The following is a 23,170-nucleotide window of genomic DNA, read 5'->3' as shown; positions in this document are numbered from 1 at the left end:
CCGGTGCGTCTCAACCGTCTTTCCAGTCCGTCAGGCCAACCTCAGCTGCGCCGGTGAAGGGGTATTTACGGATTAGAATCCCTACCCGCAAGCGGAAAATGACGATATTGATCTTTTTTTTGAGTTTTCTTTGTTTATTACTTAATTTCAATAACTTATACGCAATCACAATTGCCCGCCACCCTTCCGTCCGGGTGCTATTAGGCATGATCTGACCGGCAAGCCCCTAAAAACAAAAGGGGCCGACACAAGATATAGAGACTCCGCAATTTCAAGATACAAGTCAGGGCGACTCGAAACGGGAAAACGAGTCGGATTTGCGGCCAGAATACGGTCAAAAACCTCTCACCTCCGTCAGACGCCTTGTACTGCGGGTCGCTCCCTGCCGGGATGTGGACGCATCAGGCACAATGTCGGCTATTGAACGCCATGTCTTGCGTATCCCCTAAAGATGCGGTCAGGTTCCACCAATTCACTCTTCGATCCGAAAGCAGATCAGCAATGGCGCGCAATGTTCAGTTTCCTTTGGTCAGAACCGTCGGATTTGATGGCGCGCTGGTGACCTTTGCAGACAAGATGACCGACACCGCGAACCGGGCAGCGCTGGCGTTTCGGGCCGAAGTGGATCGTCTGCACTGGGATGAGGTGACCGAGTCGTCAGCCTCCCTGGGCTCGGCCTTTGTTCGGTTCGACACGCAGCGCATCTCTCATCAGAAGATGCTGCAAAAGCTTAGGGAACTGGTTGAGCAAAAGGACTGGTACACTACACCGCTGCCTGCGGGCCGCAGGTTGTGGCGCGTTCCGACGGTTTACGGGACCGACCTTGCGCCCCAGCTTGACGATGCCGCCGCTGCTGCCGGCCTGACACCAGACGAAGCAATACGAAGGCTTGGACAGTCCCGCGTACGGGTTCTGACCATCGGCTTCGCTCCGGGGCAGCCTTACCTTGGACCTCTGGGGCCCGAGTTCAACATTCCCCGGCTGCAAAGCCTGACCCCCATGGTGCCGGAAGGCGCTTTGGTTCTGGCGATCTCGCAATTTGTTCTGTTTTCCGGGCCGACACCAACCGGGTGGCGGCATATCGGACAGACCGCCTTTCGGTGTTTCCGCCCTGAAAGGGCCGAGGCCTTTACCCTTAGACCCGGCGATGAGCTGTTGTTCAAGCCCGTTTCCCGCGACGTTCTGGAACACATCAAGGCCAACAACGAGGACGGCACAGGCGGCGCAACCTGTGAGGAGATTGCACCATGAGCCTGATCGTCCACCGGATTGGCCCGGCCTGCACCATTCAGGATCAGGGGCGCACAGGCTATCTGGATCAGGGGCTGTCCCGGTCGGGGGCGGCGGACATTCTGGCCTTGCACGAAGGGGCGGCGTTGCTGGATCAAAGCCCAAACCTTGCGGCGCTGGAAATGGCCGGGATGGGGGGCGAGTTCGAGGCGACGCATAACATGCGCATCGCCCTGACTGGCGCGCGGATGCAGGCCAGTATTGATGGCGGCCCTGTGGCCTGGAACGCGTCGCACCAACTGATCGCCGGGCAAAGGCTGGTTATCGGGGCGACGCTAGCTGGAAACTATGGCTATCTGCATCTGGGCGGAGGTATCGATGCCGAGGTTTTTCTGGGGTCCCGCTCAACCCATCTGACAGCGCGGATAGGCCGGGCGCTACAGCAGGGTGACAGGCTGACCTGTGGACCGGATGCAGGCAACAGCGGGATGAAACTGGCTGCTGCCGAGCGGTTTTCGGGCGGGGTGCTGCATGTGATTGCCAGCTTTCAGACCCCTTTGTTTGATGGCGCAACACTTGAACGGTTTGCCAAAACCAATTTCCGGCGCGGCGCACGCGCCAACCGGATGGGCATGCAACTGGACAGCGACGGCGACGGCTTTGCTGCCTCAGGCCAGCTGAATATCCTGTCCGAGGTGATCACCCCCGGCGATATCCAGATGACCGGCACTGGCGACCCTTTCATCCTGTTGCCGGAATGTCAGACCACAGGCGGGTACCCTCGTATCGCGACCGTTCTGCCATGCGATATGCCCCGCGCGGCACAGACACCCGCAGGCAGCGACATCCGGTTCGAATTTGTCGGCATGGAACCGGCAGAAGAAATGCACAAAGTGTTCCTGTCAGACCTTGCGCGTCTGCCCTCAAAAGTCGAGGCGCTGGTGCGTGATCCCCATGACATACCGGACCTGTTGTCCTACCAATTGATCGGCGGAGTGATCTCTGCCACAGACTAAGGAGATGTGCCAATGCCAAGCGTCGATCTGAATGCCGATATGGGGGAAAGCTTTGGCCCCTGGAAAATGGGCGATGACGAAAGCCTGCTGAAAATCATCACCTCGGCCAACATCGCCTGTGGGTTTCATGCCGGTGATCCGGATGTGATGGCATCAACGATGAAACTGGCGGCCGAAAACGACGTCGGCATCGGCGCGCATCCCGGCTTTCCCGATCTGCAGGGATTTGGTCGGCGGAACATGAAGCTGCCCCATGACAACCTCCGCAATCTGGTCCGGTATCAGTTGGGGGCCGCAATCGGCATGGCCAACGCGGTTGGCACCAAAGTACGGCACCTGAAACTGCACGGGGCGCTGGCCAATATGTGTTCAGCCGATATCGATATGGCGCGCGCCTGTTATCAGGGCGCATTGGATGTTGATCCCGATATCATCGTCATGGTGCTGGCCGCGACAAAACAGGAAGAGGCCGTGCGTGAGCTCGGGTGCAGCTGGGTGGGCGAGATTTTTGCCGACCGTGCATATAATGACGACGGAACACTGGTTGACCGCAGCCTGCCCGGCGCCGTCATCCACGATGCCGAGGTCGCAGGCCCGCGCATCCTGAACATGGTCCGCGAAGGTGCGATCATCACCGAAAGCGGCAAGCGGCTGGAAACATCCATCGACACGATCTGCCTTCATGGAGACGGCCCGACCGCGGTTCAAATCGCTCGCTCGGTTCGCGACAACCTGATCGGGGGCGGTGTCGAGGTCACGAAATTCACCCGCTGAACATCATGCGTTAACGTCGGCAACCCAATTTCACGACTGTTGCCCGTACAGGTCTCAGCGCCTAGCATGACGGGCAAGCACATGTTCTAAAACCTACAATTTCAAACGATAGCTCGCCCCAGTCGGGGTTCCGCGCAAGGAGGTAGTCGAATGTCCTTTGATCTGATGTCCTATCAACCCCGGGGCGACAAGAAGAACTCGGACTTCTTTGCGCAATACCTTCCGAAAATCTACGAGCGCCGGACAAGTTCGGGCATCGCCGATCAGGTCGGGCCAATGCGCGCAATCTGTATGCAGATCGAAACCGACGCGCTGTTCGATACCCTCGTCGAGCTTTACGTCATGACACCCTATCGCCACACCGCCAGCTATCTGGGGCAGACCCACAAATTCTCGATCCTGCATTCGCATCCCGACTATCCCGCGCTGATCGTGATGGCCCCGCTCAGCCCGGGTTTCGAAGACTTTATTCCCCGCATCAATCGCATGTACCCGCTGGCCCGCAACACACCCCAAACGCGGTATGTTGGCGAGGTTTTCGCGGCCAATGATCTGAAGGCACTGACCGGGACGCTTGAGGATCAGAACATCCGCTTCGAATATGCCGGAGACACCGAAAACCCGTTCTACACATTGAACGGCTTCCGGTTCACGACCCCTTCGGATTTCACCTGCAACCGGGTCGGATATTCGACACATGATTTCAACGACACAGACAGCCTGGGCCTTGGTGATCGCGTGTTGCTGAGTGACGCGGAACAAACCCGGCTGAATCAGGCCGCCGCTTTCGGATCGGACAGCAAAATCGCGCCTTTGATGCTGGGCATTGATCATCTGGCGACGCGCGTGCTGGCGGGTGAGCGCGAGGATGCGATCCTCGAATTCCTGACCATGGTGCCCTACTATTTCTGGGGGGCCTACAACATCTTCGACATGAACTCATCAACCAACGTGAACCGCAACGCCAATGTGGATGATGACAAGAAATCCCCGGCCAAGGTTTTCACGGCCAATAACACGCCGTCCTTCGTCAACTCATTCGCCAAGCTGCCGATGCCGACCGAAGATTTTGTGCGCAATTTTGGCCGTCGCCTGCATCACATGGCAGTCGAGATCAAGGATGGCGATCATGGCGCCGGGGAAAAGAATGTCGACTTTGTCGTGAACACGCTGAAGGACAAGGGCGTGCCGTTCCTGGCCCATGTGGTGGGCGAATGCAAAGACGACCCGAACCTGAAACAGATCTTCTCGAAACACTCGAAGAACACGCTGCTGATCACTGAATATATCGAACGGTGTCACAAGTATGACGGGTTCTTCACCAAGGACAATGTCGCCGCCCTGACCGCCGCCGCGGGACAGGACGAACAATATCAGCACGGTCACGTCTTCGATTAAAAAAGGGCCGCGGATGACCGCAGCCCAGACCCAACAGGAGAGATTATGCCGGACCTTATGATGGCCCGATCATGAAACAGGTGACATTGCGGGCTTGCAGACGGCGACACGCCAGATCGGCCTGTTCCCGCGTCATGCCCTGGAATGTCGCATCAAATCCGCGCGAGCTCTGACTCACCTTGCGCAGACTGCCATCCAGCGTGGTCATTTCCGACAGCGCCGTTTTCAGCAAAACCTTCTCGGCCTCGTATCGTGTGGTGTAGCGGCCCACATTGACCCCCCACAGATGCCCACCGGACGAAGATAGGCGGGTAACCACTTCCTGCTCGGGCTCTGGCTGGCTGACGGGCTCGGTCGAGGCCAGCACCAGATTGTCCGGGCGCAGCGCCGGTCGGGTATCGGATGTTTCAACTGGTGGGGCGGCTGGGGTTATATCCGCTTCGGCAATCGCTGCGGCAATGCCGCTGCTGATACGGTCGCTGTTCTGGTCTGCCGATGCCGCAACCGCACTTGCAACCTGTGTCGCGGCGCTGGGGCGCCCAAGCGGGCGCAGGCTGGATTTCGGTGCGCCGCTCAGCGCTGCGACCTGGGTATCGCCCCCCAACCCGGCATTGCCCGCATAAACCGGGCGCTCAGGCTTGCGAATGGGTGCGCGCGACGGGGCAAGGCGAAACCCCAGATCCAGCAGTTCCGCAACTTTGGCGTTCCGCGACTCTCCGGATTTTCCGCCAAAGACAGTTGCGATGATACGCTCATCCTTGCGTTTGGCCGACGCCACCAGGTTGAACCCCGCCGCACGTGTGTATCCGGTCTTTATTCCGTCCGCACCCTTATAGGCTGCCAGCAGGCGGCGGTTGGTGTTGGGAACAGTCTTGATACCAGCATCCGTCGATTGGCGCGAGAACAGGTTATAATACTGCGGGTAATCGTACAGCAGATGCCGTCCCAGCGTGGTCATGTCGCGCGCGCTGGACAGGTGCCCTGCCTCAGTCAGACCATGCGCATTCTTGAAGGTCGTGCGGCTCATGCCCATCGCTTTGGCGGTTCGGGTCATGCGGCGGGCAAAGGCCGCTTCCGAGCCACTGATGGCAATGCCGATCGCCGTAGCCGCGTCATTGGCCGATTTTACCGCAGCAGCACGGATCAGATAGCGGAACGCAATCGTCTGGCCCGCGCGCAGGCCCAGTTTCGACGGTGGCTCGGCCGCTGCCTTCTGGGTAATCCGAACGGGTGTATCCAGCGTGATCTCGCCGTTTCGCACCGCCTCAAACGCGATATACAGCGTCATCATCTTGGTCAGCGAGGCCGGGTGCAAGCGCGCATCCGCATTGCGTGAATGCAGCTCCTCGCCAGTTCGGGCGTCGATCACCATGGCTGCATAAGGCGCCGCCATGGACCTGAGCGGCGCAAACGCCAGCACACATAGCAACGCTATAAGGAAAAAGCCCATTCGGGCCGGAACTGTCCGCCGAATCTGCACGATCTTTGCCTCTGTCTGCCTCGCGCCGCCGGGTTTTCCCGGTCAGCAATGTTTGTTTTATTATCCCCAAGGCTATCACAGAGACCCAATGAAATAAACCGAAAGCTGAGGTTTTCGCGGTTTCGTTTCATGTCCCGGCAGAGGCTATATCTTGCGGATACAGCCATCAAGACCACCAGATGCGCGATAAAAGCGAAGCTGCGTCAGGATGCGGCTGGGTTTATGCGAAACTGAGGCGAAAAGGCAACATCACTTCAGGTCGCGCAGCAGATCGGCCAGATCGCCCAAATCTCTCAACTCGCGGAATCGGGGGCTGTCGACAGGGGCTTCGGCATGTTCCACCTCCCAGACCAGACCGTGGGGCACATAGACACCCCAGCACCCGGCCTGAATGGGGGCCACGACATCCGAGCGCATGGAATTGCCGATCATCATCGCGGCAGTCGGGCCATCACCGTGACGGTCGAATACGAACCGATAGGTTTCGGGGGTCTTTTCGGATACGATTTCGACACCATCGAACAGATCGCCCAGCCCGGACTGGGCCAGTTTGCGTTCCTGATCGATCAGGTCGCCCTTGGTGATCAGAATGACCCGGTACGCATCGGCAACACCTTCGACGGCCTCGCGGGCATGGGGCAACAGCTCAATCGGATGGGCCAACATCTCTTGCCCTGCTTCGATCAGCTGCCGGATGACCGACGCAGGAACGAGGCTTTCGGTAACTTCGATCGCAGTTTCGATCATCGACAGGACAAACCCCTTGATGCCATACCCATAGCGCTGAATGTTGCGTTTTTCAGCAGCAAGAAGTCGCTCCATCAGGTGATCACGATTGGCATGATCGGCCAAGAGTTCAGCAAAACGAGCCTGCGTCAGCTGAAAAAACCGTTCGTTATGCCAAAGGGTATCGTCCGCATCAAACCCGATTGTCGTCAGCTTGGTCGTCATCCTGTTTACGTCCGCTTGCTCTTTTCACCGGCCATGCACACGTTATATAAGCGCCAAGATAAACCCCAAGCCTGAATCGGACAGTTGCACACGATGCTTGAAATGACCTGGATGATGTCTGACAAGCCGGACGACGACAGTGACGCGTCCGTCCTGGTACAGACACGCCCAAAAACCAAGCGTCCGCCTTTATACAAGGTCCTGTTGCTGAACGACGACTATACACCGATGGAGTTTGTGGTGCATGTACTTGAACGCTTCTTCGGCATGACCCATGCACAGGCGTTCGAGATCATGCTGACCGTTCACAAGAAAGGTGTAGCCGTTGTCGGGGTTTTCAGCCACGAGATTGCCGAGACCAAAGTTGGTCAGGTGATGGATTTTGCCCGCAGGCACCAGCACCCTTTGCAATGCACAATGGAACGCGAAGAGTAAGGCCTTTGGCCTGACGTTTTCCCTTCACTCAGCCGGAATTGCCCATGTCCCCTCGTCTGGAACTTGCCTTGCAAAACGGCCTGACGCTGTCCCCCCCTCTTAGTGTGATCTGCCCTACACCGGATCATGATCTGTCTGCTCTGGGGGAAGGTGCGCAGATTGTGCAGCCCTTCAAACCCTTTCACGACCATTTCGCCGCGCAGGGTTTTGAAACGGTGCCCGACGCAGATGGCCCCTGTCAGGACGCAATTGTCTTTCTGCCCCGCACCAAAGCACTGGCACGGTCGCTCATTCAACAGGCCTGTGCGCGGGCGAGCGGCCTGGTTGTCATCGACGGTGCCAAGACCGATGGTGTGGACAGCATATTGAAGGATGTGCGCAAGCGGGTTCCGGTCGAGGGACCGATTTCCAAAGCACATGGTAAGATTTTCTGGTTTCAGGCCGATGATCTGGCCTTTGTGGACTGGGCCGCGCAGAAACAGCAGATGGTTGGCGGATACTACACGGCACCGGGTGTGTTTTCAGCGGACGGAGTTGATCCTGCCTCGGCCCTGTTACTGAAGACCTTGCCTGACCGGCTTGGCCCCCGCGCGGCGGATCTGGGGGCGGGATGGGGATATCTGTCTGCGGAGATCCTGAAACGCGGTGGGGTAACCTCGCTGCATCTGGTCGAAGCGGACCATGCAGCGCTGACCTGCACGCGGCTTAATGTCACCCAATCCCAGGCGCATTTTCACTGGAGCGATGCCGTATCCTGGACCGCGCCGGAGCCTATCGACACCGTTGTGATGAACCCGCCATTTCACACCTCACGCAGCGCGGATCCCGCCTTGGGGCAAGGGTTTATAACCTCCGCCGCCCGCAATCTGACACGCAACGGAACCCTTTGGATGGTCGCCAACCGGCACCTTCCCTACGAAGCTACACTGAACGAACATTTCGCTCAGGTCGGTGAAATTGCCGGCGACAACCGGTTCAAGGTATTCCAGGCCTCTCGCCCTCGGCGTTAAGGCCCGTTAACCTGCGCCCCAATTCAGGAGGATTCGGATGTCCTTTTCCATCGCTGGCAAGACAGCAATCGTAACGGGCGGGGCAAGTGGCATCGGCCTGGCCATCGGGCGGCATTTCGCGGATGCGGGCGCAAATGTCATGTTTGCCGACATAGACGAAAAACGCCTGATCGACGAACTTGGAGAACAAGCCGAAGACAGCAATATCCGATATTTTGCGGGCGATCTGCGCGAAAAGCTGACCATTGCCAACCTGTTATCTGCGACGCTGGATGCGTTCGACCAGGTGGATATTCTGGTCAACGGTGCACGGCAAGTGATCCCGTCTGATCCGCTGGATCCGGATGACGATTCGATGCGCACCCTGCTGAACCAGAACCTGATGCCCGCCTTGCGGCTCAGCCAACTGGTTGCAAAGCGCATGATCAAGCAGGCCGACGGCGATCTCGAAAACCCGGCAGGGACGATCATCAACCTGTCCTCGATCGCGGCCCGACGGACCCACCCCGATCTGATGGCCTATTCCGTCTCGACCGCAGCACTGGACCAGTTGACCCGATCTCTTGCGGTCGCGCTGGCTCCGAAGCGGATCCGCGTCAACTCGATTGCGCTGGGTTCGGTCATGAGCGCATCACTGCAATCGACCCTCAAGGACAATCGCGATTACCGCGTCGATATCGAAAAGCACACACCCCTGGCCCGTATCGCCTCGGCCACGGAACTGACGGAAACCGCGCAATATCTTGCGTCTGATGCCGCCGGTTTTGTCACCGGGCAGATCCTGACAATCGACGGTGGCCGTACCCTGCTTGACCCGGTCGCGGCCCCTGCACATTAAGACCCATGTTCAAAACAGAAAAATCTACCGCCTCCGCCTGGTTTCGCCAATTGCGCGATGACATCGTTGCAGCGTTCGAAGCCCTCGAAGACAGCCACACCAACGGGCCGTTTGCCGATGCCGCACCCGGGCGGTTCGAGGTCAAGGAAACCAAACGCCAGTCGGACGATGGGTCAGACGCGGGCGGCGGGTTGATGTCGGTCATGCGCGGCGGGCGAGTGTTTGAAAAAGTAGGTGTCAATGTCTCGACCGTCTACGGCACGCTGGGCGAACGTGCGCAACGGGCAATGGCGGCGCGCAAAGGCATCCCCGGAATGACCGAAGACCCGCGCTTCTGGGCGTCGGGGATCAGCCTTGTGGCCCATATGCAGAACCCCCATACCCCGGCGGTTCACATGAACACACGCATGTTTTGGACACCCCATGCCTGGTGGTTCGGTGGCGGCTCGGACCTCAACCCCTGCATCGAGTATCGCGAGGACACCGCGCATTTCCACGCCACGCAAAAGGCGCATCTGGACCCGCACGGACCCGCCCATTACCCGCGCCTCAAGGACTGGGCCGACGAATATTTCTACATCCCTCACCGCAAACGCGCGCGCGGCGTCGGCGGGATCTTCATGGACGACTATTGCACCGGTGACTGGCAGGCGGATTTCGCCCTGACACAGGATATTGGCAGAGCCTTTCTGCCCGCCTTCCTGCCCTTGGTTGAAAAGCGCCGCGTTCAGAACTTCTCAGAGGCGGACAAGACCACCCAACTGGTGCATCGCGGCCTTTATGCGGAATACAACCTTGTCTATGACCGGGGCACAAAATTCGGTCTGGAAACCGGGCATGACCCGGATGCCGTTCTGATGAGCTTGCCGCCGATGGCAAAATGGGTCTGACGATCAGAACGGGTCCGTGATGAAATTGTCGTAGCAGTAGTTCTGCGCCGACACCGCCGACATGTTTGCTCCGACTTTCTTGACCGTGATCGAATAGCCGGGTTTCGTATCGGCCCCCGGCGGCGGGGTCATGGAGAACTGCACTGTTCGCACGCCGGGTTCATACGCCCGCCAGATATAGATCCTCTGCGAGTTCGGAACGCCAAGTGTGCGAATGGCATAATCTCCGATCCCGCACCAATAATTGACAGGCGCGGATGATCCGACAGCCTTCACCTCGTAAACGCCGTTCGGCAAGGGCGTGATCTCGGTACGGAACTGCGGCCGGACTGACAGGCCGAACCCAACGGCCCCGGCCACCGCAGGCGCTAAAATAAATGTGGCAGCGATGAATGGCTTGAGAAAACGCATGATCCAGATATCCCAAAACAATGGCACCAATACCGATAGCATAGCCACGACACCCTGCGAGTAAAGTGGGGCACGCCAGCTACGCGGACACAGTTATTTGGGGAATTCCCACTATTCATATCGCCGGAAACGAGTACACTACCCGAAAGCATTTATAACGCATCAAACTATCGGCAATTCCGTTGACCAAGAGCTTTCCAAAAGACTGGTTCGATTTCCCGCCCGAGAAATATGCGGATCTGGGTGCGATGTTCTATCTCGCGGGGCTTACGAAAACGCACCAGAAACGTAATCTGGCACAAGTTCTTTATGCGTTTGAAACCCCGTTCCGTCTGGGCCAATACCAGATCTTCAGGCAGAATGGCTTTCCCCGCGGATTTGTCACTTTTGCCGGTCTCAGCCCCGAGGCCGAGTATCGCTATGCGGTGAAAGAAAATCCGCTGATGGACAAGGATTTTACCAGCGGGTCATCCTTTTGGATCATCGACCTTGTCGCGCCGTTTGGACAGACCAGTCAGATTGTTGATATCCTCAAGCAAGAGATCCCGCATCCGCGCGTGCGCACCAACCGAATGGACAGCGACATGACACGCAACCGGATTGTCGAATGGACGCGGGACGAAGCAGGCGAGGTTCATATGCGCCTGTACCGAAAAAAGGAATTTGAGCGGGTGTTGCAACAAGGCGAGGTCTAGTTGGTTTCAGTTCCGATCACTGGTGAATTGACCGGCGACGTGACCGGGTCCCCACCCAATGTGGCGATGGGGCAACCCACCCTGAACAACGGAAACTTCACGCCGCTGACCCAAACCTGGACGATTGCGACACCTCCTGCCAACGGCACCGCGACGATAGACCCAAATACCGGAGAGTGGACCTATACGGTCGATCCGACGTATTTCGACAGCCTCGACAATGGTGAAGTTGTCTTTGACTCCTTCTTCATCAGCGTCTCAGGGACAACGCAAACCGGTCCTGTCACACTTCCGTTTACCGGCTCTCCGGATCCGGTCGAAGTGGTCATAAGGATCGAAGGCGTCTGTTTCGCAGCTGGAACCCTGATCGAGGCTGAGGACGGTCCCCGTGCCATCGAGTCCCTGAACGTCGGGGACAAGGTGGCGACAGCCGATCACGGGTTGCAACCTGTTCGTTGGATCGAAAGCAGCACGATCCCGCCCGACCGATTGCGCACCGAACCTGCGATACGGCCCGTTCGCATCTCGGCAGGCAGTCTGGGGCCTAACACCCCCGCGCGAGACCTGCTGGTGTCTCAGCAGCACCGTATTCTGGTGAAGGGCCCCTGGGTTGAGCTGCTTTTCGGAACCGCCGAAGCGCTGGTTGCCGCCAAGCACCTGTGCCGATGGCATGGAATAGGGCTCGATACCTCGGTTGAAACGGTCGAGTATTTGCACATCCTGCTGGATCGGCACGAAATCCTTTCGGCGGATGGAGCACAAGCAGAAAGCCTGTTTCTGGGGGAAGAGGCGCTACATACACTTTCATCCGACGCGCTTCAGGAACTGGCCGCAATATTTCCCGACCGTCCCTGCTCTGGACATCAGGGGTTTGGACGCGCCGCACGCCTTATCCTGCTGGAACACGAAGCCAGCGCACTTGCCTGAGGTCAGGTGCCGGTCCCGATGCGGCCACCGACATTCTGCGGGGCCAGCGCAACCGTCTTGATCACGGCATGGCATGTGCTGCCCGGCTGCAAGTTCAACGCCGCAACCGACCGGCGCGTGACCCGCGCCAGAACAGTCCCTGCCGGTGTCCTGACCGACACGATCGCACCGGGACCTTCGCCCGACCGGATCGAGTCGACCGTCCCGCTGAGCACGTTCAATGCCGACAGACCCTCGGGTTTTTGGACGGAAAGGATCACCTCCTGCGCCGGAATGCGAATTCGCAGATGCGTGCCGACCTCCTGCCCGATACGTGGCAGAAACAGACGCGCGCCATTTGCGTTCAGCTCGGTCAACCCGTCGGTGTGGTGCTTCAGCACCTGCACCTCCAGCACGGCACCGATCGCGCGCACACCTGCCGGTGCCACAGTCGGGTCAGACAGAACCTCGGACGCGGGGCCGTGGCGGACGACCCTGCCATCCTGCAAAGCGACAACCGATGTGGCCAGACGGGCCACCTCGTCGGCCGAGTGGGTCACATACAGGATCGGGACAGACACCTCATCCCTGAGACGCTCAAAATAGGGCAGGATCTCCGCCTTGCGGGCCTCGTCCAGCGCCGCAAGCGGTTCATCTGCAAGGATTAGTCGCGGGCTGGCCAGCAACGCCCTGCCTATCGACACTCGCTGTTTTTCGCCCCCTGACAACCCGGCTGGACGGCGGTTCAGAAGGTGGCCGATCCCCAGCATCTCGATGACCTTTTCCGGATCTTCACGCCGCGCGCTTTTGGGGGCGAACCAGCGGCCATAGGCAAGGTTCTGGCGCACGGTCAGATGCGGGAACAACCGCCCCTCCTGAAAAATATAGCCCAACCGCCTCCGGTGCGGCGGCAGCCAATGCCCCCTATCGGTGTCAAACAACACCCAGTCATCCACGGCCACCCTGCCCGCGCGCGGCCGCAGCAATCCGGCCACCGCGTTGACAATCGTGGTCTTGCCCGACCCGGAACGCCCGAACAGCACGGTCACACCGGATGGGGCGTCAAAACTGACCTCCAGATCGATCCCCGGCAGTTGATGGTGCAAACGAACAGACAAGCTCATGATCCGGCCACCCGCGCGGCGGCGCGCCGTCCCACATATTCCGACAGCAGCAACGCGCCCATGGCGATGACGATCGAGATCAGGACCAGCCTTGTTGCAGCAGCCTCGCCCCCCGGTACCTGCAAAAAGGCGTAAACAGCCGATGGCAATGTCTGCGTCTGTCCCGGAATATTCGACACGAATGTAATCGTGGCCCCAAACTCACCCATGGCCTTGGCAAAGGCCAGAATGGCCCCGGCGATGACACCGGGCAGGATCATCGGCAAGGTTACGGTCAGAAACACCATAGGCCGCGACGCCCCCAGCGTCGCCCCAGCCTGTTCCAGCTTCGGGTCAACCGCCTCGATCGACAGACGTATCGCCCGGACCATCAGCGGAAACGCCATGATACCTGCGGCCAGCGCGGCCCCAGTCCAGCGAAAGGCGACCACAATGCCGAACTCGGCCAAAAACCGCCCCAACGGCCCCTGAATGCCGAAAGTCAGCAACAGCAGATACCCCGTCACTACCGGCGGCAGGATCAAAGGCAAATGCACCAGACCATTCAGAACCTGCCGCCCGGGGAACCGCCAGCGGGCCAGAATGTAGGCAACAAAAATGCCGAACGGCAAAGTGGCCAGCGTCGCCCAGAACGACACGCGCAGCGACAGCTTCAGCGCTTCAGCTTCAGCGGGGCCCAACCACTCCAACGCGATCACCCGCCCGGCAGGGAAAATCCCTGCTCCTGAAAAATTGCCAAAGCCGCATCGCCGTGCAGATGATCCAGAAAAGCCCGCGCCGCACCTGTGGCATTACCTGTCATCGCCGCCGGATAGATGATCGGAGGGTGCAGGTCGGTGGGAAAACTGGCCACAACACTGACCCGCTGTTCCGCCCGCGCATCCGATCGATAAACGATCCCCAGAGGCGCGGCACCCGTTGCCACAAGGGCCAGCGCAGCGCGCACATTGTCGGTTTGTGCCACTCGGTCCTGCACCGCCTCCCACTGGTTCAGCCCCTGCAAAGCCGCCTTGCCGTAGATACCGGCGGGCACCGCATCGACCAGCGCCATGGCCAGAAAGCCTTCGCCCAGCTCGGCCCTGAGGTCATGAACCACCCGAATGTCACCCAGAACAGGACGCCCCGCAGCGCCGATCAGAACCAGACTGTTGCCCAGCAAATCCGACCGTGTCCCAGGCTGCAACAAGCCCTGCTGTTCCAGATAATCCATCCAGTCGGCATTGGCAGAGATGAAAATGTCCGCAGGCGCACCCTGCTGAATCTGACGCGCCAGCACTGAAGACGCTGCGTAGGACACGGTGACATCGTGACCCGTCCGCTCTGTGTATTCCGTCGCGATTTCGTCCAAAGCGGTCTTGAGGCTGGCTGCGGCAAAAACCAAAACCCCTTCTGCCCCGGCCCGGACCGGAGCCAGCACAAATGCGCCAAGGACCAGTGCCACCATCCAGATACGGCAGGCGAAGGGTAGGATCATGTGTGCTCCCGACCGGAAAGTTGCAGTCTCTTCGGGCATATCGGAGGCCATAGGGCGCTTGCAAGCGCCTTTGATCTTTTACACCCGCTGATCCAGATCAGGCGCTGGCAACCCACCCCGGCCAGCCTCGTCAACCTGTGGTCACCCCAGGCACGCGTTGATGGGGGCGGCATTTCCTATCCGCAACCCATCGCGGAATAAAAATCTCACAGACCCTCTTGCGCACGCCCGCTGGCTTGGCTACATGCAGCGTCACGGGTGATTAGCTCAGTTGGTAGAGCGCTTCGTTTACACCGAAGATGTCGGGAGTTCGAGTCTCTCATCACCCACCATCCTTTCCCCACAGTGTATCAAGGTCTTACGCGACTGGCATCTATTGCTATGCTGCGCATGAAACCGTGTCCGCTGCGCATTGATCGCCCGGCAGTTTAAATAGCGTTTTCTTGATTAGTGACGCGTATCTCAGCATGATCCGAATATGTCGGTTGAAATGGACACGTGGCTTAACGACCTCGGACTGGGTCAGTACGCAGATGTTTTTGCGGTAAACGACATTGATGCGCGGGTTCTGCCACTGCTGACAGGCGACGACCTGAAAGAGCTTGGGGTAAGTCTTGGTCACCGAAAGATCATCCTTGCGGCAGTTCAGGATTTGGCTGGCTCTAGTCACCTGTCTTCATCAGCGCCTGCCGCAGGAGAGCCCACCCGCGAGAATACTCGGCCATCCGCCGTTGATGTCGTGCAGGGCGAAGCTGCACCGACGAAAAAGCCCATCGCGCCCGCGGCTGAACGGCGTCATCTGACAGTCTTGTTTGCGGATCTGGTCGGCTCGACAGAGCTGACCAACCGTTTTGATCCCGAAGACATGCGGGATCTGCTACAGAACTATCAGGATACCGTCGCGGGGGCAGTGAGCAGGTATGGTGGCTATGTCGCGAAATACCTTGGCGACGGTCTTCTTGTGTTTTTCGGCTGGCCAACAGCCTACGAAGATCACGCCATTCGCGCGATAAAGGCGGGGCTTGAGTGCGTCCACCGGGTTGAAGAGCTCAACACTCCTGACGGTGAGCGTTTGTCGGTCAGACTGGGTATCGCGAGCGGCGATGTCGTGGTCGGCGACACGATCGGCGAAAACTCGTACGAGGAAGGTGCCATGACCGGGCCGGCGGTCAATCTGGCGGCGCGGATACAGGAACACGGCCTGCCGAACTCGGTGGTTTTGTCTGCGGAAGAAACCGAAGCCGCCTTGCACCGGATATTCGAGTTCGAGACCCTTGGATCAACTCAATTGAAGGGGTTCAAAGACCCTCGGACCTTGTTGAAGGTCGTATCGGAACGCAGCGCGGAAAGCCGGTTTCGCGCGTCGTACAAGGATGACGCCGACAGTACCATGATTGGCCGGGACTACGAAAAGGGTATCCTGTTGCAATCGTGGCAGCGCGCCCAAAGCGGTCATGGTGAGGTGGTTCTGCTGTCGGGTGAGGCGGGAATAGGAAAATCGCGCCTGACTGAGGGGTTTCTTGCGGATGTCACGGCAACCGGACAGGCCGATGTGATAAGGCTGAACTGCTCTCCCTATCTGACCAGCAGCCCCTTTCATCCGGTCACCCAGCGAATCTCGCAGGATGCAGGTGTTGAACCGGATTTTGATGACAATCAAATTCTGGAGCATGTCAGGAAGCTGCTGGAAGGCCGGGAAGGTCTGGACTGGGAACAGGTTCTGCCTGTCTTTGCAGCGCTGGTCGCGCCGCGCAGCGCACTGGCTCGTGAAGTTCTCGAGATGTCGCCGCAGGAGCAACGCGACATAACGATCCAAACCCTGATCCATACGGTGCAGGTCCGGGCAAGCGTGCGCCCGGTTATTCTGTGTGTTGAGGATGCACATTGGATCGATCCCTCGACGCAAGCCCTGCTGGAGCGGTTCAAGGCGATTTGCACCGATCTTCCCCTGATGATCCTGATGACCCACAGACCCGGGTGGGACTTGGCCCGCGATGACGGGGACACGCATGTTCAAACACTCCTGCTGCGCCGGTTCGGTTCTGCTGATGTCTCGGATCTGGTCCGCAATATCACTGGCAAGGACCCGGACGATGCCTTGATCGCGACGATCATCGAAAAGACTGACGGTGTGCCCCTGTTTGTCGAAGAATTGACCCAGGCGATCGTGAATGCAGATGAGCAGGGACAAGTCCGCATACCATCGTCGCTGAAGGGCGCCTTGATGGCGCGGCTTGATGCAGTTTCGCCCGAGGCCAAACAGGTCGCGTTGACGGGGTCAGTCATTGGGCGGGAATTTGAACCAGATTTGTTAAGGGCCGCGATGGGGCTGGAACGCGCAGATATCAATCTTCGCCTCGAAGAACTGTCGCGAACGGGACTGATCTTTGAAAGCGGAAACAACCGCGGGCATTTCGTGTTCCGCCACGCCCTTATCCGCGATACGGCATATCAATCCATGTTAAGCTCTACCCGCAGGCAGCAACATTCAGACGTTGCCCGCGCACTGATCGCGATGCGATCTGCTGAAATCGAACGCCGGCCCGAGCTGGTGGCCCGCCATCTGTCAGAAGCAGAAGAATGGCGCGCCGCATTCGACAAATGGGAAGCTGCGGCTGAAATGGCGTTGGCCCGGTCAGCCAGCCAGGAAGCGATGACTAATGCGCAACAGACGCTCAAAGCGGCTAAGCAGCTGAACTCGGAAACCGGCCGGGAAATGGTCAGGGGCATGATCCTGGTTGGCCGCAGCCATGACAGCCAGGGTCAGTTGTCCGAGGCGATAGCGGTTCTGAAAAGTGCATCTAACGCTGCCCAGAAACTCCACGATGTGGAGCTGGCAGCCGATGCAGCCAATCATTTTGCTGACTCGTGCATGATGACGAGCAAGCGACATCACGAAGCGATTGACCTTTGTGAAAAGGCGCTAAAAGACCTGTCTGACAATGACGAAGTCAGGCGGTGCCGGTTGATGAGCCAACTTGCGCGGGCGTATATGTTTGTCGGCCAGTTTTCCGTAGGCACCCGCTTTGGTCAGCAATCCATGGAACTGGCGGCGAAGCTTGGGGATCATAAATCCCAGTTTTCGGTAATGATGATGCATTTTGGGGCGCCATTCGTTGCGCGCAACGGGCAAGAGGCACGACATTGGCGTGAAAACCTGGACGCCATGCATCAGGTAGCGGAACACCTTGGCAGTATTGATCAGGGCCGCGACCGGACGCTCAGCCTGTTTGTCGGCGCTGAAATGGCCGACCGCGACCTGTTGGACAACTCACTCGAATTGCTGACAGCGATTTCCGAAAAGGACAATCATCTGCAACTCTATTGGGTTCAAAAACACGCACGCGCCATGGTTGCAATCATGGACGGCGACTTTGTTCAGGCTGAAAAGCACGCCACTGAAGCGGTCAAGATCGGTCGAAAAACGCACGGCGAACATGTCGAGGGCGTTTTCGGCGTTCAGATGTTTACCATCCGCCGCGAGCAGAACCGCCTGCACGAGGTCGCGCCTGTGATCAAGAAACTGATGACCGACAGCCCCGAAGACATCTCGTGGAAGCCGGGTTTTGGCCTTATCGCAGCCGAACTGGGATACACGGAACCGGCTGAAAGAATACTGAATGAAATGGCGGAAAACGGCTTCGACCTACCGCCAGATGCCATGTATTCAACAACTCTGTCCTATCTTGCTGACATCTGCGTGGCTGTCGGGCATCCGGGTCATGCCCAGACGCTTTACAGTATGCTGCAACCTTACGAAGACCTGACGATCACCGCAGGGGCAACCACAGTCTGCACAGGTGCCGCAGCCAGACGCTTGGGGAGACTGGCAACGGTGCTGAAAGACTGGGAAATTGCCGGGAAGATGTTCCGGAAAGCCATCGAGATTGACACGCGGATGAATTGCCCGCCCTGGATTGCGCATTCCAAGGCAGCGTATGCATCAGCACTCAGACAACAGGGCCGCCCCAGCGATTTGGAACTGGCGTTTCAACTGGAAGGGGAAGCGTTGGCAATATCACAGAAATTGAGTATGGTTTCCCTTAAGTCAAAGCTCGAAGGGGTAGCCAGTTAAGGCCCGGAAAATGCTTGGGGGGGGGGCATAATGCCACGATACATCATTGAACGAAATTTTGCGGAACAGCTGAATATCAGCGACAACGACAAAATTCACATCAAAGAAATCAACGACGAAGTCGGCATTGAATGGATCTTTTCCTTCCTCAGCGCAGATAAGCGCAAAACATACTGCCTTTACGAAGCCCCGGATGAAGAAAGCCTGCGAAAAGCGGCCGAGCGTCTAAACATTCCTGCCGATGTCATCACGCCGGTAGATCGGATCGATCCGGGAATATTTGCCTGACGACCAGCTTTCCCCCACAACCAAGTATCCCCTTCTCAGGGCAATAACAAATTCACGAGGCAGCCGTGCGCGAAACCTTTCCTGAAACAAGGGAGGCCTAAGCATGTTTGACCTGAAAGCACTCGACGGACGTATCGCGACTGTGGATCAAGGCGATTTGGACGCGCTTGACACTTCACTGCGCGGTGGGGTCTACCTGCCGGGAACCCCGGAATATGAAGAAGCCAGGATTACCTGGAACAGCATGTTCGAGCGTTACCCCGCCTTCGTGATCCGTGCGATGGGGGCAAGCGATGTCCAGAAGGCAATAAACTTCGTCCGACAAGCAGGCCTTATGATGACCGTTCGATCAGGTGGGCACCAGATTGCAGGGCACGCCGTCGCGGACAAGGCCGTCATGCTGGACCTGTCCCAGATGCGTTCGGTTCACGTGGACCCTGCCCGCAAAACTGTCCGCGTTGCACCTGGTGCGTTGCTTGGAGACGTTGATCGCGAAACACAGGCCCATGGTCTTGTTGTCCCCACAGGCATCAATTCGACCACCGGCATCGCCGGGCTGACCCTGGGTGGCGGTTTTGGCTGGACGACGCGGAAATTCGGCATGACGATCGACAACCTTCTGTCGGCAGAAGTCGTGACGGCGGATGGCGCGATCGTCACCGCCTCGTCCACGAGCCACCCGGAACTTTTCTGGGCCATTCGTGGTGGTGGCGGAAACTTCGGTGTCGTCACCTCATTCGAATTCCAGTTGCATGATCTTGGGCCCGATATCCTGTCCGGCCTGATCGTGCACCCGATCGAAAAGGCACCAGAGCTGCTTTCCGCGTTTGTGGCCATTGCAGACACCTCCCCCGATGAGCTCACCGTCTGGAGCGTGATGCGAAAAGCGCCGCCACTCCCGTTCCTGCCGGAAGAGTGGCACGGGCGCGAGGTGCTGATTTTCGCGGCGTGCTATAGCGGCCCGATGGATGAGGGTGAAAAAGCGATGTCGGCCTTGCGCGCGCTGGGTGAACCGATTGTGGATGTCATTTCACCGCACAGGTTCGTGGACTGGCAGGCGGCTTTTGATCCCCTGTTGTCGCCGGGCGTCCGCAACTATTGGAAAAGTCATGACTTCAATACGTTGCCCCCGGCCGCCATCACGGACCTGCTGGACGCGATTTCCACCATTCCTGACCCAGCATGTGAGGTTTTCATTGCTCATGTCGGTGGCGCGATGGCCCGCGTTGAACCCGCTTCTACCGCCTACCCGCAAAGATCTGCGCATTTCATTATGAATGTCCACACACGATGGGAGGACCCTGACAAGGATGACACCTGCATCGGGTGGGCACGCCAGCTGTACGAACAGATGAAACCATACTCAACAGGCAGTGCCTATGTGAACTTCATGCCTGAAGACCAGGCAGACCACGTGACCGGCGCTTATGGTGTGAACGGCGAAAAACTTTCCAAGATCAAAGGAAAGTACGATCCCACCAATTTGTTCAGGATGAACCACAATATTCTACCAACGTAAGACAACCAAAGTGGTAGTACCCGATCGACATTGATGTTGAGACTCTTGTCTTAGCATCACGCAAATTGTGTCGCTGGCCAATAATCGCGCCAAGCGGTTCCTCTCACCTATGGCCGCGCTGGCAATCATGCCCTCTTGTCGTGCAGCTACCCTAGATGCTGTACCACAAGCGCGTTGAATTTACGGATCGCGAACGAAATCAACTTCCCTGATCCCGTTTCAAACACCTGTTTTACGCTTAAGCCTGCAATCTCGGTCGCTAGGAGCAATTCATCGAATAACCGCTTCGCTAATCGCAGAGCAAGTTTCCTTCGGCTTCTTGCTAGAACTATCCGATGGGCCCATTGCGGCGTCCGGTTCCCAGAACCTTCACCTCCAGCCAGTGGAAAACCAAGGCAATTACACCCGCTACGAGAATGTAGAATACGGCCAACAGGATAAGCGGTTCGTAGACGATAAACGTATCGGCGCGCACACGGGACGACACGGCATAGATATCAACCACGGTTATTGTGGCGACCAGCGGTGTTGCCTTTAATTGCAGAATGGTTTCACCGCCCAAAGTCGGCAGAACATTTCGGATTGCCTGTGGTAACCAGATGCGGCGAAACATCGTCAGCCTTGGCATACCAAACGCCTTGGCCGCCTCCAGCTGTCCTTTGGCAACGCCCTTGAAGGCTCCGCGCATGACCTCACCTTCGTAACCCGCATAAGAAAGTGTCAACGCCAGCACCGCATAGGGCCAAGCCTGACGCAGGTACGGCCAAAGATCAGACGATCGTATCCATGGGAACTGCGGAAACAGAGAGCCGAGGCCATAATACAGCAGCCAAAGCTGCAAAAGCAGCGGCGTGCCGCGAATGATAGTGCAAAACGCCTTTGCAGGTGCCGCAAGGTACCATGGCCCAACTGCCTGCGCTAACCCAAGGGGTACAGCCAGTAAAAAACCAAGAACGATCGTGACAACCAGCAGCCAGAGCGTGGTCCAGATACCCTTCAATGCAAGAGGCGTATAATTGGGTATCCAATCCCACCGCAATGTCATCGCGCACCAAACCGCGATCCCGGCAAAGATCAGCATCATCACGATACGATGGGGTTGCATCAGAGATCTGAGGTCGATCATCTGCTGCCTCCGTTCAGAGCGGGTTGACCGCGACGGGCCCATTTCTCAATCCGCGCAAAGATTCCACCCGAAAACAGCGTAACCATCAGATAAAGGAAGCCCGCCGCCAGGAAAAAGGTAAAGTAGGCCCGCGTGCTGCTGGCCGCCTGGCGCGTTTCCAGTGTCAGCTCGTTAAAGCCGACAACGGCCAGCAATGCGGTGTCTTTGGTTGCAATCAGCCACAAGTTGGCCAGACCCGGTACCGCAAAGCTCATCATGGCGGGGATCGTGACGCGCCGCATGGTCATGAATGCCGGCATTCCGTAGGATTTCGCCGCTTCGATCTGACCGGGCGGAACCGCCTGAATGGCACCGCGCAGAATCTCGGTCGCATACGCGCCCTGAACGACGCCCAGCACCCAAATGCCTGCGGCAACGCCGTTGATCTCGACGCGGCCACCACCCATGGCAGCAGATATTTTGTTGATAATATCGGATCCTACGTAATACAGGATCAGGATCAGGACCAGTTCCGGCACGGCCCGGATCACGGTCGTGTAAATGGCAAGAAGGTCGCGCGTGACCTTCCCGCCGTAAAGTTTGCCATACGCTCCGAACAATCCGATCACGAGGCCCAGTGCATATGCGCCAAAAGCGATCTGCAAGGAGTGGGACAATCCGCGTAGCAGATTGGCCCCCCACCCCGGTGGCGAGAGCGACAGAAGCTCTGCGCTCTGCGCCAAACCTAGTGATTCCAGAAATCCGGTCACGGCAACGGCTTAGTAGATGCTGGTCGAGAAATAGTTCGACGTGATCTTCTCATGCGTGCCATCGGCAAGAATTGCCGCGATGCCCTTGTTCAACGCCGCAAGCAGGTCATCCTGCCCTTTACGGACGCCCGCACCGACACCACGCCCCAAAATGGCTGGATCGTCCTTCACGGCACCTTTGATTTCGCAGCAAGCACCGGCATCCGAATTCACAAAATCGGCCATCGCAATGCTGTCAGCTTGGGTGGCGTCGATCCGACCGGCAAACAGGTCCTGATTGGCTTCATCCTGAGTTTGATAGACGCGCAGTTCGGAATCCTTGAAGTATTCCTGCGCATAGGCTTGGTGGATCGTCGAAGCTTGAATGCCTATGACTTTACCCGCCAGCGATTCCGGGGTTGCTTCGATATCCATCGATTTATCGGCAACGATAACCGCAGGTGTGTTGTAGTAAGGATCGCTGAAATCAATGGTTTTCAACCGTTCCTCGGTGATCGACATCGAGGCCATGATGGCGTCGATCTGCTGTCCGGTCAGCGAGGGGATAATACCGTCCCAGGCCACCGGTGTGATAACACAGTCAAGTTCCGCGGCGGCGCAAACTGCATTGATGACATCGATCTCCCAACCAACCCAGTTGCCTGAGCTGTCCAGCGACGCGAAGGGCGGATAAGGCTCGGCCGCGATGCCGATCTTGACCTCTTCTGCACTGGCAACACCAGCCGAAAGGACAGCGGCGGCGAGACCGGACGCGAGCAGTTTTTTGACGTTCATTTTGTTA

Annotated in this window: 23 protein-coding genes and 1 tRNA gene; 14 read left to right on the top strand and 10 right to left on the bottom strand. The window is 58.0% G+C overall.

Annotated elements, in window-relative coordinates; genetic code table 11:
- Nucleotides 1-10: 10 nt before the first annotated feature.
- Complete coding sequence (locus ACR0ID_RS08705; protein ID WP_480604880.1) at nucleotides 11-208, bottom strand: hypothetical protein; 198 nt, start codon at nucleotides 206-208, stop codon at nucleotides 11-13.
- Nucleotides 209-501: 293 nt separating this feature from the next.
- On the opposite strand from ACR0ID_RS08705, the gene ACR0ID_RS08700 reads away from it, so the two are divergent.
- From ACR0ID_RS08700 to ACR0ID_RS08685, 4 genes are all read left to right on the top strand, one after another.
- Complete coding sequence (locus ACR0ID_RS08700; protein WP_480604878.1) at nucleotides 502-1,251, top strand: 5-oxoprolinase subunit B family protein; 750 nt, start codon at nucleotides 502-504, stop codon at nucleotides 1,249-1,251.
- Nucleotides 1,248-2,246, top strand: coding sequence for a 5-oxoprolinase subunit C family protein (locus ACR0ID_RS08695; protein ID WP_480604876.1), 999 nt, complete (start codon nucleotides 1,248-1,250; stop codon nucleotides 2,244-2,246). Before ACR0ID_RS08700 ends, ACR0ID_RS08695 begins: the two co-directional genes overlap by 4 nt.
- Before the next feature lie 12 nt (nucleotides 2,247-2,258).
- Complete coding sequence (locus tag ACR0ID_RS08690) at nucleotides 2,259-3,020, top strand: LamB/YcsF family protein (RefSeq protein WP_480475354.1); 762 nt, start codon at nucleotides 2,259-2,261, stop codon at nucleotides 3,018-3,020.
- A 150-nt stretch (nucleotides 3,021-3,170) separates the two neighbouring features.
- On the top strand, nucleotides 3,171-4,418 hold the full coding sequence (locus ACR0ID_RS08685) for a hypothetical protein (protein ID WP_480604873.1): 1,248 nt from the start codon (nucleotides 3,171-3,173) through the stop codon (nucleotides 4,416-4,418).
- A gap of 55 nt (nucleotides 4,419-4,473) precedes the next feature.
- On the opposite strand, the gene ACR0ID_RS08680 is transcribed toward ACR0ID_RS08685, so the two are convergent.
- Both ACR0ID_RS08680 and ACR0ID_RS08675 read right to left on the bottom strand, forming a co-directional pair.
- Nucleotides 4,474-5,868 (bottom strand): D-alanyl-D-alanine carboxypeptidase family protein, encoded by a 1,395-nt coding sequence (locus tag ACR0ID_RS08680; RefSeq protein WP_480475350.1) that lies wholly within the window; start codon nucleotides 5,866-5,868, stop codon nucleotides 4,474-4,476.
- Between the two features lie 279 nt (nucleotides 5,869-6,147).
- Nucleotides 6,148-6,849, bottom strand: a complete 702-nt coding sequence (locus tag ACR0ID_RS08675; protein ID WP_480518624.1) for an HAD family hydrolase — start codon at nucleotides 6,847-6,849, stop codon at nucleotides 6,148-6,150.
- A gap of 93 nt (nucleotides 6,850-6,942) precedes the next feature.
- Between ACR0ID_RS08675 and clpS the strand changes: the two genes are divergently transcribed.
- The 4 genes from clpS to hemF are packed head-to-tail and all read left to right on the top strand — an operon-like array spanning nucleotide 6,943 to nucleotide 10,022.
- Nucleotides 6,943-7,284 (top strand): ATP-dependent Clp protease adapter ClpS, encoded by a 342-nt coding sequence (gene clpS, locus ACR0ID_RS08670; RefSeq protein ID WP_480475346.1) that lies wholly within the window; start codon nucleotides 6,943-6,945, stop codon nucleotides 7,282-7,284.
- A gap of 44 nt (nucleotides 7,285-7,328) precedes the next feature.
- Nucleotides 7,329-8,294: a class I SAM-dependent methyltransferase gene (locus tag ACR0ID_RS08665; protein WP_480604870.1), complete on the top strand. Its 966-nt coding sequence runs from the start codon at nucleotides 7,329-7,331 to the stop codon at nucleotides 8,292-8,294.
- Nucleotides 8,295-8,331: 37 nt separating this feature from the next.
- Nucleotides 8,332-9,132 carry an SDR family NAD(P)-dependent oxidoreductase gene (locus tag ACR0ID_RS08660; protein WP_480475342.1) on the top strand — a complete coding sequence of 267 codons (801 nt, stop codon included), beginning with the start codon at nucleotides 8,332-8,334 and terminating at the stop codon, nucleotides 9,130-9,132.
- A gap of 5 nt (nucleotides 9,133-9,137) precedes the next feature.
- Complete coding sequence (gene hemF, locus ACR0ID_RS08655; protein ID WP_480604868.1) at nucleotides 9,138-10,022, top strand: oxygen-dependent coproporphyrinogen oxidase; 885 nt, start codon at nucleotides 9,138-9,140, stop codon at nucleotides 10,020-10,022.
- A 3-nt stretch (nucleotides 10,023-10,025) separates the two neighbouring features.
- On the opposite strand, the gene ACR0ID_RS08650 is transcribed toward hemF, so the two are convergent.
- Entirely contained in the window at nucleotides 10,026-10,433 is a 408-nt protein-coding gene (locus tag ACR0ID_RS08650; RefSeq protein ID WP_480495565.1) for a hypothetical protein, read from the bottom strand.
- A gap of 182 nt (nucleotides 10,434-10,615) precedes the next feature.
- Between ACR0ID_RS08650 and ACR0ID_RS08645 the strand changes: the two genes are divergently transcribed.
- Nucleotides 10,616-11,128, top strand: coding sequence for a toxin-activating lysine-acyltransferase (locus ACR0ID_RS08645; protein WP_480604866.1), 513 nt, complete (start codon nucleotides 10,616-10,618; stop codon nucleotides 11,126-11,128).
- Nucleotides 11,129-12,055 (top strand): Hint domain-containing protein, encoded by a 927-nt coding sequence (locus ACR0ID_RS08640; RefSeq protein WP_480604864.1) that lies wholly within the window; start codon nucleotides 11,129-11,131, stop codon nucleotides 12,053-12,055. It abuts the gene before it with no gap.
- Nucleotides 12,056-12,057: 2 nt separating this feature from the next.
- Here ACR0ID_RS08640 and modC read toward each other — a convergent pair whose 3' ends face one another.
- The 3 genes from modC to modA are packed head-to-tail and all read right to left on the bottom strand — an operon-like array spanning nucleotide 12,058 to nucleotide 14,632.
- Nucleotides 12,058-13,158 carry a molybdenum ABC transporter ATP-binding protein gene (modC, locus tag ACR0ID_RS08635; RefSeq protein ID WP_480518616.1) on the bottom strand — a complete coding sequence of 367 codons (1,101 nt, stop codon included), beginning with the start codon at nucleotides 13,156-13,158 and terminating at the stop codon, nucleotides 12,058-12,060.
- Entirely contained in the window at nucleotides 13,155-13,847 is a 693-nt protein-coding gene (gene modB, locus ACR0ID_RS08630) for a molybdate ABC transporter permease subunit (RefSeq protein WP_480476900.1), read from the bottom strand. Before modB ends, modC begins: the two co-directional genes overlap by 4 nt.
- A 5-nt stretch (nucleotides 13,848-13,852) precedes the next feature.
- Nucleotides 13,853-14,632, bottom strand: a complete 780-nt coding sequence (gene modA / locus ACR0ID_RS08625; protein ID WP_480604862.1) for a molybdate ABC transporter substrate-binding protein — start codon at nucleotides 14,630-14,632, stop codon at nucleotides 13,853-13,855.
- 256 nt (nucleotides 14,633-14,888) lie between these two features.
- Here modA and ACR0ID_RS08620 point away from each other — a divergent pair.
- The 4 genes from ACR0ID_RS08620 to ACR0ID_RS08605 all read left to right on the top strand — a co-directional run bounded on the left by ACR0ID_RS08620 (nucleotide 14,889) and on the right by ACR0ID_RS08605 (nucleotide 20,514).
- Nucleotides 14,889-14,964 (top strand) — tRNA-Val (locus ACR0ID_RS08620).
- Between the two features lie 146 nt (nucleotides 14,965-15,110).
- The gene (locus ACR0ID_RS08615) at nucleotides 15,111-18,707 is read left to right on the top strand and encodes an ATP-binding protein (RefSeq protein WP_480604860.1); all 3,597 of its coding nucleotides are present in this window, start codon (nucleotides 15,111-15,113) and stop codon (nucleotides 18,705-18,707) included.
- Between the two features lie 30 nt (nucleotides 18,708-18,737).
- Nucleotides 18,738-18,995 carry a DUF4242 domain-containing protein gene (locus ACR0ID_RS08610; protein ID WP_209504668.1) on the top strand — a complete coding sequence of 86 codons (258 nt, stop codon included), beginning with the start codon at nucleotides 18,738-18,740 and terminating at the stop codon, nucleotides 18,993-18,995.
- A 103-nt stretch (nucleotides 18,996-19,098) separates the two neighbouring features.
- Entirely contained in the window at nucleotides 19,099-20,514 is a 1,416-nt protein-coding gene (locus ACR0ID_RS08605; protein WP_480604858.1) for an FAD-binding oxidoreductase, read from the top strand.
- Between the two features lie 328 nt (nucleotides 20,515-20,842).
- Here ACR0ID_RS08605 and ACR0ID_RS08600 read toward each other — a convergent pair whose 3' ends face one another.
- The 3 genes from ACR0ID_RS08600 to ACR0ID_RS08590 are packed head-to-tail and all read right to left on the bottom strand — an operon-like array spanning nucleotide 20,843 to nucleotide 23,163.
- Nucleotides 20,843-21,640 carry an ABC transporter permease gene (locus ACR0ID_RS08600; RefSeq protein WP_480495551.1) on the bottom strand — a complete coding sequence of 266 codons (798 nt, stop codon included), beginning with the start codon at nucleotides 21,638-21,640 and terminating at the stop codon, nucleotides 20,843-20,845.
- Entirely contained in the window at nucleotides 21,637-22,389 is a 753-nt protein-coding gene (locus ACR0ID_RS08595; protein ID WP_480475310.1) for an ABC transporter permease, read from the bottom strand. Before ACR0ID_RS08595 ends, ACR0ID_RS08600 begins: the two co-directional genes overlap by 4 nt.
- A 9-nt stretch (nucleotides 22,390-22,398) precedes the next feature.
- Nucleotides 22,399-23,163: a transporter substrate-binding domain-containing protein gene (locus ACR0ID_RS08590; RefSeq protein ID WP_480475308.1), complete on the bottom strand. Its 765-nt coding sequence runs from the start codon at nucleotides 23,161-23,163 to the stop codon at nucleotides 22,399-22,401.
- Nucleotides 23,164-23,170 lie beyond the last annotated feature (7 nt).

It is taken from the genome of Ruegeria sp. AL2 (assembly GCF_056540845.1).
The sequence above is the reverse complement of the archived record's forward strand: the minus strand, read 5'-3'. Positions and strand labels throughout refer to the sequence as shown.

Coding starts and splice junctions, on each gene's coding strand:
- ACR0ID_RS08705 (WP_480604880.1), bottom strand. CDS start 208: ATGCCTAATAGCACCCGGACGGAAGGGTGGCGGGCAATTGTGATTGCG.
- ACR0ID_RS08700 (WP_480604878.1), top strand. CDS start 502: ATGGCGCGCAATGTTCAGTTTCCTTTGGTCAGAACCGTCGGATTTGAT.
- ACR0ID_RS08695 (WP_480604876.1), top strand. CDS start 1,248: ATGAGCCTGATCGTCCACCGGATTGGCCCGGCCTGCACCATTCAGGAT.
- ACR0ID_RS08690 (WP_480475354.1), top strand. CDS start 2,259: ATGCCAAGCGTCGATCTGAATGCCGATATGGGGGAAAGCTTTGGCCCC.
- ACR0ID_RS08685 (WP_480604873.1), top strand. CDS start 3,171: ATGTCCTTTGATCTGATGTCCTATCAACCCCGGGGCGACAAGAAGAAC.
- ACR0ID_RS08680 (WP_480475350.1), bottom strand. CDS start 5,868: ATGGGCTTTTTCCTTATAGCGTTGCTATGTGTGCTGGCGTTTGCGCCG.
- ACR0ID_RS08675 (WP_480518624.1), bottom strand. CDS start 6,849: ATGACGACCAAGCTGACGACAATCGGGTTTGATGCGGACGATACCCTT.
- clpS (WP_480475346.1), top strand. CDS start 6,943: ATGCTTGAAATGACCTGGATGATGTCTGACAAGCCGGACGACGACAGT.
- ACR0ID_RS08665 (WP_480604870.1), top strand. CDS start 7,329: ATGTCCCCTCGTCTGGAACTTGCCTTGCAAAACGGCCTGACGCTGTCC.
- ACR0ID_RS08660 (WP_480475342.1), top strand. CDS start 8,332: ATGTCCTTTTCCATCGCTGGCAAGACAGCAATCGTAACGGGCGGGGCA.
- hemF (WP_480604868.1), top strand. CDS start 9,138: ATGTTCAAAACAGAAAAATCTACCGCCTCCGCCTGGTTTCGCCAATTG.
- ACR0ID_RS08650 (WP_480495565.1), bottom strand. CDS start 10,433: ATGCGTTTTCTCAAGCCATTCATCGCTGCCACATTTATTTTAGCGCCT.
- modC (WP_480518616.1), bottom strand. CDS start 13,158: ATGAGCTTGTCTGTTCGTTTGCACCATCAACTGCCGGGGATCGATCTG.
- modA (WP_480604862.1), bottom strand. CDS start 14,632: ATGATCCTACCCTTCGCCTGCCGTATCTGGATGGTGGCACTGGTCCTT.
- ACR0ID_RS08615 (WP_480604860.1), top strand. CDS start 15,111: ATGTCGGTTGAAATGGACACGTGGCTTAACGACCTCGGACTGGGTCAG.
- ACR0ID_RS08610 (WP_209504668.1), top strand. CDS start 18,738: ATGCCACGATACATCATTGAACGAAATTTTGCGGAACAGCTGAATATC.
- ACR0ID_RS08605 (WP_480604858.1), top strand. CDS start 19,099: ATGTTTGACCTGAAAGCACTCGACGGACGTATCGCGACTGTGGATCAA.
- ACR0ID_RS08600 (WP_480495551.1), bottom strand. CDS start 21,640: ATGATCGACCTCAGATCTCTGATGCAACCCCATCGTATCGTGATGATG.
- ACR0ID_RS08590 (WP_480475308.1), bottom strand. CDS start 23,163: ATGAACGTCAAAAAACTGCTCGCGTCCGGTCTCGCCGCCGCTGTCCTT.